The following is a 12531-nucleotide window of genomic DNA, read 5'->3' on the forward strand; positions in this document are numbered from 1 at the left end:
TGCGTTTGCTTTTCGAGCGATGGTGGCATCGCGCTCGTTTTAAGCTAAATCCACTCGCCGGGGTATGTGTGGGGATAGTGGTATTTCAACCAATAGCCCAGGCGTTGGACGCGGGCATTCTGGTATTGCAGAGCCATGACAGCGCTCCTTACCGGCAAGCTTTGCAAGGTTTTAGTTCAGCCCTGGCGCTACGCGGCTTGGCCGTCAATATCGAAACCCAAACCGTCGGCGACCCCATCGCCCAGGATGTTGCGGAACATTTGCGGGAACGGCCGCCGCAATTGTTGTTTACGCTGGGTACGCCGGCGACTCGTGCGACACTGGCCTTGGCGCGGCCTATCCCGATTGTCGCCGGCTTATTGCTGGATAGCGAACAGTTACGCGGTCAAGCGAGGCTAACCGGGGTTAGTTTGGATTTTCCGCCGACCTTGCAATGGCGGTGGTTGCGGCGATTATTGCCTGATGTGCAGCATATTGCGGTGATTTACGATCCACGCCGCGGCTTGGCTTTGTTTCAGGCCTTACAGCAATTGGCCAGAGTAGACAATATCGAACTGATTCCGGCGCCGGCCGCAGCACCGGAAGATTTGCCTAATTTACTGAAAGAATTGCCGCCGCAACTTGACGCCTTGTGGGTCGTGGATGGGGTCGCCGCATTTAATGCAATAGCGGTGCGGGAGTTGTTGCTGTATTCGTTTCGCAATCGAACGCCATTGATAGGTTTATCGGAGCAATGGGTCAAAGCCGGTGCCATCTATGCATTAGATTGGGATTATGCCGATTTGGGAGCGCAGGCGGCGGACTTGGCTTGGAGCATATTGGTTAACGGCGCCGCTCCGGCCGGTTTGCCGCCGCAAGCGCCGCGCAAAGAACGGGTAATCGTCAATGGCCGAACCTTTGAGCATATGAAACGCAGCATCCCCGAGCGTTGGTTGCCGGACATTATCGAGGTGTTGCCATGAGCAAACCGTCGATGAATATGGCGACGCGCTTTAATTTATTGAATGCCACATTAGTATTGGTCACCGCTTTGAGCGTGGGATTTATTGCCACCTATATGCAATTGACCCGGCAATTCGAAGCACGCCAACAGCACAGCCAGGCACTAGCCATGATGTTGGCGGAGACCAGCGAATACGCGGTATTTACCGGCCAAGGCAAATTGTTGGAATACCAATTGGAGCATTTGCGCAAAGTGCCGGGTTTAGCTTACGTGGTCATTTTCGATGCCCAGGGCCGCCAACTGGCGAGGATGTCAGTCGATTCGCTTAGCGAATCGGCGCCGGTAGAGGCGGCCGGCAAACAGCCGGAAAGTTTTTGGAATTGGTGGAAGGCGTCGCGGCGACACAGCGTTTTGGAAATAATTCAACCGATTACCAGCGGCGGTTTTCAAAACGAGGATGCACTATTTCTGCAAACATCGGCCAGCAGCGGGGCGATAGGCGAAGTACGTTTAGCGATGAATATGGACGATTTTGTTGCGGTGGTGCGCCATGCCATCCAGTGGGGATTGCTGGTGGTGGCGATGATTTTGCTGATAGGTTTGACCATATCGCTAACATTGACCGCACGTATCGCTTCGCCGTTGAAACAGCTGGCCGCAGCCGCGCATCAGTTGACCGATGGCCATATTCAGCCGGTGACTTTGGAGAGCGGCGGTCCGGAAGTCCGGGAATTGGTGCAAGCCTTTAACTTGATGGTGTCCTGGTTGAGCGATTACCGCGCCGAAGTCGAAAGTTACCAAGCCATGCTGGAGCGGCAGGCGTTTTACGACGAATTGACCGGCTTGGCTAATCGCACGTTATTGAAGGACCACCTGCAGTTGGCCTTGAGTCAGTCACATCGTCGGCAAAGCTCTATGGCGCTGCTGTTCCTGGATTTGGACAGGTTCAAATATGTCAACGATACCTTGGGGCATTCCTTTGGCGATTTATTGTTGCAAGAAGTATCGACGCGTCTGCGGAATGCGGTGCGGGGTGGCGACACCGTGGGGCGAATGGGTGGCGACGAATTTGTGATTATTGTCGATGACCTTAACCCCGAACTTTCTCAAGCGCGCGAGGATGTTGCCCTGGTGGCTGAGCAAATCGGCAGCGTGTTGCATACCCCGTTTTCGATACGCGGCCATGAGATAAGCACCAGTTTCAGCATAGGTATTGCCTTGTGTCCGCACGACGGCGACGATAGCGAAGCATTGATTCGCTACGCCGATTGCGCCATGTACGATGCCAAAACGCAAGGCCGCAATACCTATCGATTTTACGAGCCGGCCTTGCAACAACTCGGCGCCCGGCGTTTGAACTTGGAAAGCGGCTTGAAGCGCGCGCAGGAACTCGGTGAATTGACGCTGAATTTTCAACCCAAATACGATTGCACTCGGAAATGTTTGATCGGTGCGGAGGCTTTGCTGCGCTGGCAGCATAAAGACGAATGGATTTCGCCAACCGAATTTATTCCGCTAGCCGAAGAAACCGGTTTAATTTTGCCGATTGGCGAATGGGTGATGGAAACGGCGTTGAATACCTTGGTGGCTTGGAGGCAACAGGGCTTGGTGGATAGCGATTTTCATATAGGCGTTAACGTCTCGCCGGCACAGTTTTGGCATCATGAGTTTGCCGAGCGCACCTTGACCATTTTGCAGCGCTGCTTGCCCGAGGGGCAGGGGCCGGGTGTGCTGGAGTTGGAATTGACCGAGAGCTGTTTGTTAAGACCTTCCGAAGAAAGCCGGAAGACTTTTAATGCCTTGCGTAAAGCCGGGGTACGTTTTGCGGTCGACGATTTCGGCACCGGTTATTCCAATCTCAGCTATTTAAAGCAGTTTCCACTCGATGTTTTAAAAATCGATCAATCCTTTGTGCGCGATTGTATCGAAGACCTCAGCGACGCTACCATTATCCGCGCCATTATTGCCATGGCACACGGTTTGGGTTTGGCGGTTATCGCCGAGGGCGTGGAAACCTTCGAACATGCGGAGTTTTTAAAACAAGCAGGCTGCAAATTGCTACAAGGTTATCTGGTGGCCAGACCGATGCCGGCCGAGCAGTTCGGCGATTTTTGTCGGGAGTTGCCACAACATCCGCTGCTGAGCATTGAATCTCGAGCAGTACGTTAAATTATTGTCTGCCAGCCCAAACGGCGAGGATAGTCATGAATACATCCGAACATCTTCCGGACACTACCGCAAATTTAGGCAAGCCTCGAATGCCGGCGTTGTTTATTGGCCACGGCAGCCCGACGAATGCCATCGAAGCCGGTGAATTTAGCCGGGCTTGGGCCGAATGGGGCGTAAGCCTGCGTAAACCCAAGGCCATTCTGTGTGTCTCCGCGCATTGGCAAACCGAGGGTGTGCGGCTCACAGCCATGGATCAGCCGACCACCATCCACGATTTTTACGGCTTTTCGCAAGCCTTGTTTGATATGGGCTATCCGGCACCCGGCGATCCGGCCTTGGCGCTGCGCATCATCCAAACGATGCGGCAAGTGCCGATTCAAGCCGATACCGATTGGGGTTTAGATCACGGCAGCTGGTCGATACTGTGTCACATGTTCCCGGCTGCCGATATTCCGGTGTTGCAGCTTAGTCTGGATCGCAATCAATCGCCGGAACAGCATTACCAACTAGGCAAAGCCTTACGCTGGTTGCGTGATGAGGACGTGTTGATCATCGGCAGCGGCAATATCGTGCATAACTTGCAGGCGGTGATTTGGCGAGATACGGCCCATACTTGGGCGGTAAGGTTTGCCGAACGGGTTAAACAGTTAATTGCCGGCCAAGATCATCGCGGGTTAGTCAGGTACCGGGAGATAAGCGATGCGGCCTTGGCAATTCCTACAGACGAACATTTTTTGCCCTTGCTTTACATCCTCGGTTTGCAAGACGAGGGCGAAAAAGTCCAATTTTTAACGGACAAAACCACGCTGGGCGCTATTTCGATGTTGTCTATCCAAGTGGGCTAAGCAGATGGCAGGTTATTTGCTGTCTACTTTAGCCGCGAACTCCTTAATCAAGGTTGTAAATTGCTGCAACTGCGCGGCGATTTTGCCGTTAAACGACTCGGCTGGATATTGGCCTTGAGCATCTGCGATGCCTACGGCCATGTCACTCAATAAACCCAGCGCATCGTCGACCGTGGCGACCGGATAAATATGAAACTGCCCGGCCTGTGCGGCGTGCACCACATCCCAACGCAGCATCAGATGCGGAATATTGCTGGCCGGGATGATCACACCCTGACTACCGCTTAGGCCGCGCGCCGCACAAATATCGAAAAAGCCCTCGATTTTTTCATTCACGCCGCCGATAGGCTGCACTTGTCCAAGCTGATTCACCGAGCCGGTCATCGCCAGATCCTGGCGTAGCGGCACTTGCGCCAGCGACGACAGAATCGCGCACAATTCCGCCAGCGAGGCGCTGTCGCCTTCCACATGCCCGTAGGATTGTTCGAACACCAGACTGGCGGACAGCGAGAATGGGCTGGTGCGGGCGTAGCGGGCGGCGATGAAACTGGACAAGATCAGCACACCCTTGGAATGAATCGCCCCGCCCAGTTCGGTTTCCCGCTCGATGTCCACCACCTTGCCGTTACCCATCCGGGTGGTGGCAGTGATCCGCGACGGCTGGCCGAAACTGAATTCACCCAATTGCAAGACCGACAAGCCGTTGATCTGGCCGACGACCTTGCCGGCGGTGGCAATCATGATGGTGCCGCGCTGAATGGTTTCGTAAAGCCGTTCGCGAATCCGGTCCAGTCGGTGATTTTTTTCGTCGATGGCTTGTTGCACGTCGCTATTGGCGATGACGGTGTGGCCGTTTTCGCCGGCCCAATAATCGGTTTCGGTCAATAAATCCTTGATGCTGCGCAGATGGGTTAACAGCTTTTCCGAATCGTCGGCCATCCGCGCACTGTGCTCGATGATGCGGGCCACGGCTTGTTGGCTGAGCGGACGCAGTTTTTCGCGGCGAGCAATCGTCGCCAATAACCCGGCGTATTCCAGGCTGTTGTTCTCGCGGTTTACCTGGCCGGCAAAATCCGCAGCGACTTTAAAAAAGTCTTGAAACTCCGGGTCGTAGAAGCTCAACAGGTAATACAGCATCGGATCGCCGAGCAGGATGACCTTGATGTTTAAGGGGATCGGTTCGGGCTCCAGCGAGGCGGTGCTGATCAGACTCAGCGCGCGTTCCAGCGATTCGATGCGGATTTCGCCGGCTTGCAAGGTGCGTTTTAAGGTTTCCCAGGCATAGGGTTGCAATAACAATTTGCGAGCGTCAAGGATCAGATAACCGCCGTTGGCTTTATGAAACGCGCCGGGCTTGATCATCGTAAAGTCAGTCACCAGCGAACCCATTTGTGCTTGATGGTCGATGCGGCCCAGCAGATTGCCGTGGTTGGGTAAATCCTCGCAAATCACCGGTGCCGAACGTTTGTGATTCAAATCCACCATCAGATTGACCTGGTAACGCTTGAACGGATTGGGGTCTTGCGGCAATTCCATGAACGACAATACTTTGTCGCTATGTGGAATAAAGTCGCGGACGTGGTCGATGATGTCTTGTTGCACCGCGCTGAGATAATCCAGCACCGCTTGGTGCTTGGCGTATTTATCCTTCAGATTGTCTATGAAATGATGCACCGCCAGCTCGGCCACTTCCCGGTTCAGGGCCTGCAGTTTGCGCTTGGTTTCCTTGCGCCATTGCGGAAATTTTTTGATCGCATCCTGCACCTTTTCCTGCAAGCTCAGAACGGTGGTGTGAAATTGGTGCTGGCGCTCTTTATCCAGCTTATTGAACTGCTCGGGCACATAAGGCTCGTTATTGTCGTCGGCCGGCAAGAAGGCATAGCCGTTGGGGGTTTCCGTGAAAATGATATGGGCTTGTTCGGCTTCTTCGCGCAGCTGGTTTAGTACTTCGATTTCCCGCTGGCGCGATTCATTTTCCAGCTCGCCGGCGCGGGCGCGGTACTCGTCGCCATCAAAGGCGGCGGGGATGCCGACGCTGAGTTCGTCGATCAACTCGGCCATGTCTTCCTGGAAGCCTTTGCCCTCACCGGGCTCCAGGCGAATCGCCCTGGGTTTGGCCGGCTGTTTAAAGTTATGTACATAACACCAATCGGACGGCACCGGCTGCCGGCAGGCTTCGTGCTCGGCCAGCTGTTTGATGGTGGTCAGTTTGCCGGTGCCGTCCGGCGCCATTGCAAAGATGTTATAGCCGGGTTTATCGAGACGGATGCCAAATGTAATCGCGGCTATGGCCCGTTCCTGACCCAATACACTATCGACATCGTCCAGCTCGTCGGTGGTTTTAAACGTCAACTGTTCGAGCTTGCAAGGCGTATATAATTGCGCTGGCGTTAGCGGTTTGATTGTCATGGGTATGCATCCCTGTCCGTAAAAGACGCGGTGGTCGTTAGTAGTTGATTACCTTCTTTAAGTTTTGGGCCTTGCCAACTAGGTTTTGACCGGGCCGCAGGCATGTTGCAGGATTAATAAAATCAGGTCAAATTGTTGATTGGTTTGTGAACTGGCAGTGGCGATTGCCCCAAAGTCAGAGCCTGGAGTGGCCGGTATCGGCATTAGAGAATAGAATTTGCGGTTTAATCCAGTGTTGGGCGTCAGTGATTGGCCCCACGTCCGACTCATCGCAACCCAGTATCACAAAATGTCAAAGCAATTCACTCAGCGCAAATCATCCGAGCGCCGCGCGGGCAATGGAAATGAGGCAGCCGATTTAAACTCCCGGGAATATGCGGTCGGCTGGCCCGATTATGAGCTGCTGGATGCCGGAGACGGTAAGAAGCTGGAACGCTGGGGCGACGTTGTGACGATACGCCCGGAGATTCAAGCCCATTTCCAGCCGGGTTGGACTTGCTTGGATTGGCAGGCCAGGGCGGATTGGGAGTTCGAAGAGCTGTCGTCTACCCAAGGTACTTGGAAAAAGCTAAAGCCACAGGCAAACGAACACTGGCAAATTGCTTATCAACAATTGACGTTCGGTTTAAAGCTAACCAAATTCAAACACGTAGGTTTGTTTCCGGAGCAACAAGCCAACTGGCGATTTATCGCCGCACGGGTCAAGCCGGGCGACAAGGTGTTAAACCTGTTTGCCTATACTGGTGCGGCGTCGCTGGTAGCCCGCACGCATGGTGCGGAAGTGGTGCATGTGGATTCAATCAAGCAAATGCTGGATTGGGCCAACGACAACCAGGCACGTAGCGCGCTGACCGATATTAAATGGGTGCTGGAAGATGCCTTGAAATTTGCCAAACGCGAATTGAAACGCGGCAGCCGCTACGACGGCATCATCATGGACCCGCCGGCCTGGGGCTTAGGCGCCAAGGGCGAAAAATGGAAGCTGGAGAATCATCTTGCCGACCTGATCGAAACCGCGCACGGCTTGATGCATCCGGGGGCGTTTTTAATTCTGAACACTTATTCCCCCAAAGTGGAGCTGCAAGATTTAGCCAGCGCCGCCGCCCCCTGCTTTTCTAGAAATCAAAGCGAAATCAAACAACTCTGGATGCAAAGCAAAACCGGCAAGGCTTTGTTGTATGGGAATTTGCTGCGGGTGATAGCTTAAACTTTCGCCAATTGTGCGGGGCTATCGATCGGCTTCACTGCGCTTTGCCCATCTCTTGAATTAACCGCTTTTCCGCGTAAAAAACGGCCGGGTGGCAAATACACTGTTAGCAAAACGCTTACCCTGCCAAGCCAAGCTACGTTTCAACACAAAATCGAAGCGGAACGGATGGTATTCCTGTAGCGCCAGCAAGGGTTCGACGGCGTCTTCGGTCAGCAAGCCTGCCTTGGCGAATGCTTCGGGCGAAATCAATGGCAAAATCCCGGTCAAGGGGTAATCAGAGCCGTATAACAGTCGGCTATGCCAGGCGGTTTCGGTGAGCAGGGTTTTAATCACTTCTATATCGCGGTTGCGCAAAACAATCGCGGAAATGTCACCGTATAGCCGGTCCTGCCATTGTTTATCGGCCATTAACTTGGCGAACAAATCAAAGCTTTTGACTTCCCGGCCGTTTTCATCCACATCCGTGCCCAAAGTGGCGCAATGCGCGATGACGACCCGCACGCCGGCATCCAGCGCCCGTCTCAGCCGTAGTGGGTTGCCGAACAAAGGCTGGTCGGCGCCGTGCAGCGCGTTCTCTTCGCCGCCGTGGGTGATGATCGGGATATTCAATGCGGCGGCTGCCTTATAAAACCGGTCGCACTGCGGCGAAGCTGGATCAATGCCCATTGCCGGCGGTAGCCATTTTACGGCTCGCGCGCCGTTGGCGGCGGCTTGTTCCAGTACCGTCACGCAATCGGGGCGGTAGGGATGGATGCTGGCTACCCATTCAAAGCGTTCCGGATAGGCTAGCGCCAAGGCCTGAGCGTATTCGTTGGGGACAAAAAATGCGGTATTGGCATGGTCCGGATCGCCGCTGGCGCCGTGTGCGCGGTCGAAGGCATACAACATGGCCTTGGCGCCTTTGGGCGTGGTGTCCATTAACGCGCGCAGGCGTTTGACGAAGGCGGTGTCTTGGTCGGTGTCGGGGATGCAGGCTGCGTTGGCGTAAGCCCAATGTTGCAGGGTTTGCAGCGGATGCCGCAAGGGCGCATGCATATCCGGCGTTTGGGTGATGCCGCTACCGCCGTCACCGGAGCCGACGATATGCGTATGGCAATCCCACCAATCGGCCGGATTGATGCCTTGCCAGGCGGCGGTTTCTAGAGCCGAAGCAGGCGTGCCGGAGGGATCGAGGCATGGGTTGTTCAGTCGGAACAATGCTGATGCCGGTGTGCTGGCAGAAACCAAGCCAGCCGCCGCTAGTTTTAAAAAGTGGCGGCGGGAATTACAGACGGTGGCAATTGAATTGCTTATGGGGAATGATTTCATGGTTTTAGAGATCCTTAAGGAATGTTCGGAAGAATAGACATTCATTAGGCAAAAAACCAATAGCTAGCGAAAACCCCGTTTTATCTATGTTAGGCCCACAAAATTGAGCCAAAATGCGACGTGATTCGTGGGAACAAGCTAGTTAACAGCCACTCACGCTTTTAGCTGATTCTGTCTATACTTGCGTCGACATAGCATTCATTCTCTTGGGATAAATGTATTTCTATAACTAAAGACCCTCGCGTGTCTTTCTGCCCATCTCGTTCAATGAAACATCTAGAGCCCTTGCCAAAATCCGCTTTGCAATCGCAGGGAAAACCAATGCCCTCCGCTTCATCTAGTCCGTCCAAGCTCAAGCTTATTTTGGCGGGGATGATGTTGGTTGCCGGACTGGGCTTTGGGATGACGGCTATATGGCGTTCGGCGTCGAATGATAATGTCTCGAAATCCGAGCAAGCGGAATTGATTGCGGAATTTGCCAAGCTTAAGTCAATTGATGTTGAAGCGGTTGCTGTTCAGGACGTCGATCCTGCTCTGGATTCGATGCAACTTCAAATTCCTCAGCGTCAGCAGTTACAAACCGCACTGTCAAATCACAATGCGCCGTCAACAACCGCTATATCGAGTCTACCCCATAGTGAGACGAGTTTGGTTTGGATCACCTTATGGGATTTCGCTGCGGCCGATGGCGATGTTGTTCACGTCTCGACAGCAGGATATGAAATGGATATTGTCCTGAAGAAAAGTCAGACGCGCATCGCCGTGCCGGTGGATTCCTCGAAAACCGTCAAGATCAGCGGTGTGCATGATGGGGGCGGAGGAATTACGTTAGGCATAAAAAATGGCGCAGGCATGGTTTCCTTGCCGGTACTGCAAACCTCTCAAACCCTGACACTGCCCGTGTCGTTTTGATTGATCGGCATGCTTAACACCCTCAGTCGTTGGATGCCGGCATTATTTGCGATCATGACCTTTGTCATGTTGTTTCAGTTTGTCGAAGATCACTGGCCCAAAACACCGCTCATCCCAGTCGTTGTATCAATACTTCGTTCGGGGGTTTGGTACATCGTAGCTTTTGCGCTGTTGGGTTGGTTGCTATTGCTATTAGCCTGGCTGCACGATCGCTCACGATTACCCACATTTCTTAAAACGGAATCTCTGATGGATATACTCGATAGACTGACTAATAAGAAAATCATCGAAGACGGTTTGGCAGAACAAGACAGTGCGACATTTATCGATGCAGAGAGCTTGTCTAATGCCTTGAAGCAACGTGTCATAGGCCAGGACGCGGTTTGCGACGATATGTCTTCACAAATTCGCCGGCGGTTGGCTTTGTCGCAGCGTGGTAAGCCGGTGGGGGTGTTTATGTTCGCCGGGCCGCCGGGAACCGGGAAAACCTACCTGGCTAAAGTGTTGGCGAAAGAGCTGGAGCGACCCTTATTGCATTTCGACATGACGCAGTTTGCGTCGGGCAGCTATTCCCTTTCGCAACTGTTTGGCATGACCAAAGGCTACGTTGGCTCTGATTCTTACGGTAAGTTGACGTCTGGCTTGCGCGATACCCCAAATGCCGTCGTATTGCTCGATGAAATCGAAAAGGCCCATCCCGATGTGCTCAAAGCATTTTTGACCGCGTGGAATGATGGGTTTGTTACCGAACGCTCGGATAGCCGGCAGGTTTCCACCACGTCAGCGATTTTCGTCTTGACCAGCAATGCTGCTACCGACCGATTGACTGAGCTTGCCGATACTTATGCGCAAGATCCTGACGCGATGCGCGTTGCTGCGGTTGAAGCGTTACGCGAGGCTCAGTTTGCCCCTGAAGTTTTGAACAGGCTGGATCGCATTTTCGTGTTTCGGCCTTTGCAGGGCCTGGACGTCGCCCGCGTTGCCGCATTGGAAATTGAAGACATGATCCGCGGTTACGGGCTGGAGATTGTCGAGCAGGGCATAGAGCCGCAAATTATCCTGACTTTGATGGCTCGTTACCGAAAACTAGGTAAAAACAGTTCGTCTAGAGATCTGGTAAGGGCCATCGAAGAACAATTGGCGGACTCGTTAATCGAAGCTAAAAAACAAGGTGTGGCGCGCATAGAGCTGGGTCTCGATGAACTGCAGCGTGCTGTTGCCTATGCAAAAGGATAACTGATTCCAAGTATATGATTAGGGAAGAAGGACTGTGGGTGCGCTCCGCCGCGTGGCGCTGGACCGTGGTGATAACATGCCTAGCGACTGCGATGGCTGTTTTGTTGGGGCCGTGGAATACGCCGCCGAAGGCGTTGACAAAGCCCTCTGCAAGCTATAAACCGCTCGGTCAGGCGACCGCGCCGGCATTAGGCCAAAGTTTGCCGATACCCGCGACAACGCGCAATGGCAGCTGGCATGACGCAACCTTCGACGTGTCTCTCTCGCCGCCGGTTGCAAGTTTTCCTCCGGGGACCGAGCTTCATATAATTGGTGTTTACGAAGGTGCTCTAGTAAACGGTCAGCAGGAACAACCCTGGTGGGCCAAGTGTGTTGGCGATAAAAGCAATTCCGCCACGATGTTGGATTGCCATCAGAAGTACGCGGGACAACACACCCAAAAGACCATTACTGTAACGCTGTCTCGATCTTCGGTACCGAAAGTAATTGCCTTGATGGCTTATGAGCCGGTCAAGTGGAAGATCAGTGGCGCGGACGGCACCAATCTTCAAAAAGTCATTCTGGCGGGCTATCACGGCCAAGATGTTGAAGGAGTGCCGGCAGAGGTTGCAGTTGATGTGTATTCCAACGATTCGTCGCCTTGTCAAATCTGCACACGGCAATCAGGCGCTTTTTATGCCTATGAAAAGGACTCCCGCGAGTACACTCAGGCTGTTGAAAAACTGCATACAATTACCGGTCTTCGCCCGGCATCCTTTCAAGGCTCTTATCGTTCCGACCGTTTCTATATCAATGGTAGTCCGCAGACCGAACAATCGGGTCGGCCGTCCAGCAAGGCCAAAAGCCTCACTGATTCGATTTCCGGCCGGGTTTTTGTTGATGAGGTTGTTATCGGTAATATGAATCTACCGCTACCAGAGGGAAGCTGGCAAGGTTTACTGTACGCTCAATCTCCATCAAATCGGGGCAGTGACGATTTAGCTGTTTTAGTCCGGATCGAGCAGAATCAACTCGCCGAAATGATTGTGGTGCGCGCTCAATTTGTTAGCGATGGGCGGGGCTTCTCGCGCCATCTGGCTTGTGAAGCCAAAGAAATACATGCGGGCAGCATAGAAAGTAATGAAGCGTCGGGTCCACAAGCCTGTTATTGGGTGAACCACGACACTGATCCCTGGATACAGCCAATATTCGCGTTGGCTGCAAATCGTCTTGCTGCCCGGAGTATCAATTTGCCGACTTTGTTGGTGAACGCCGGGTTCCATAAAGCAGATAAGCACACGGCTTTGACCGGTCAGTATTTTGCCAATCCAGAGATTAAAGGAATGAGCTCACCGAACACTCTTTGGGAGGCGAGCCCCTGGCACCCCAATCATGTTAAGCAATTTCCCGAGAGGGCGGCGTATATTCAAGATAGAGTTCAGTGGGCATCGACGTGGTTTCAGATTTTTAAAGCAACCCAGCCCTAAGTTTGCGTTTTTTGCGGTTTTGTTTGTCTATTT

9 protein-coding genes are annotated in these 12531 nt (G+C 53.3%); 7 read left to right on the top strand and 2 right to left on the bottom strand.

Annotated elements, in window-relative coordinates; translation table 11 throughout:
• Window positions 1–77 precede the first annotated feature (77 nt).
• Genes EBA_RS03490 through ygiD form a run of 3 tightly spaced genes read left to right on the top strand, consistent with a single transcriptional unit; the run spans window position 78 to window position 3957 of the window.
• Window positions 78–962, top strand: a complete 885-nt coding sequence (locus EBA_RS03490; RefSeq protein ID WP_192373310.1) for an ABC transporter substrate-binding protein — start codon at window positions 78–80, stop codon at window positions 960–962.
• Window positions 959–3112 (top strand): putative bifunctional diguanylate cyclase/phosphodiesterase, encoded by a 2154-nt coding sequence (locus EBA_RS03495; RefSeq protein ID WP_192373312.1) that lies wholly within the window; start codon window positions 959–961, stop codon window positions 3110–3112. Before EBA_RS03490 ends, EBA_RS03495 begins: the two co-directional genes overlap by 4 nt.
• A 35-nt stretch (window positions 3113–3147) precedes the next feature.
• Window positions 3148–3957 (top strand): 4,5-DOPA-extradiol-dioxygenase, encoded by an 810-nt coding sequence (gene ygiD / locus EBA_RS03500; protein WP_192373315.1) that lies wholly within the window; start codon window positions 3148–3150, stop codon window positions 3955–3957.
• A 12-nt stretch (window positions 3958–3969) separates the two neighbouring features.
• On the opposite strand, the gene EBA_RS03505 is transcribed toward ygiD, so the two are convergent.
• The gene (locus EBA_RS03505; RefSeq protein WP_192373317.1) at window positions 3970–6366 is read right to left on the bottom strand and encodes a Lon protease family protein; all 2397 of its coding nucleotides are present in this window, start codon (window positions 6364–6366) and stop codon (window positions 3970–3972) included.
• Between the two features lie 289 nt (window positions 6367–6655).
• On the opposite strand from EBA_RS03505, the gene EBA_RS03510 reads away from it, so the two are divergent.
• Entirely contained in the window at window positions 6656–7573 is a 918-nt protein-coding gene (locus EBA_RS03510) for a class I SAM-dependent methyltransferase (protein WP_192373319.1), read from the top strand.
• Window positions 7574–7633: 60 nt separating this feature from the next.
• Here the strand turns inward: EBA_RS03510 and EBA_RS03515 are convergent, their stop codons facing one another.
• The gene (locus tag EBA_RS03515; RefSeq protein WP_192373321.1) at window positions 7634–8884 is read right to left on the bottom strand and encodes an amidohydrolase family protein; all 1251 of its coding nucleotides are present in this window, start codon (window positions 8882–8884) and stop codon (window positions 7634–7636) included.
• A 267-nt stretch (window positions 8885–9151) separates the two neighbouring features.
• Here EBA_RS03515 and EBA_RS03520 point away from each other — a divergent pair, with 267 nt between their 5' ends.
• The 3 genes from EBA_RS03520 to EBA_RS03530 all read left to right on the top strand — a co-directional run bounded on the left by EBA_RS03520 (window position 9152) and on the right by EBA_RS03530 (window position 12498).
• Window positions 9152–9796, top strand: coding sequence for a hypothetical protein (locus EBA_RS03520; RefSeq protein ID WP_192373323.1), 645 nt, complete (start codon window positions 9152–9154; stop codon window positions 9794–9796).
• Between the two features lie 249 nt (window positions 9797–10045).
• Window positions 10046–11032, top strand: a complete 987-nt coding sequence (locus EBA_RS03525; RefSeq protein ID WP_223146639.1) for an AAA family ATPase — start codon at window positions 10046–10048, stop codon at window positions 11030–11032.
• Between the two features lie 14 nt (window positions 11033–11046).
• Window positions 11047–12498: a hypothetical protein gene (locus EBA_RS03530; RefSeq protein WP_192373325.1), complete on the top strand. Its 1452-nt coding sequence runs from the start codon at window positions 11047–11049 to the stop codon at window positions 12496–12498.
• Window positions 12499–12531: the final 33 nt, after the last annotated feature.

The organism is Methylomonas albis (assembly GCF_014850955.1).
In the GTDB taxonomy this organism is placed as follows: Bacteria; Pseudomonadota; Gammaproteobacteria; order Methylococcales; family Methylomonadaceae; genus Methylomonas; species Methylomonas albis.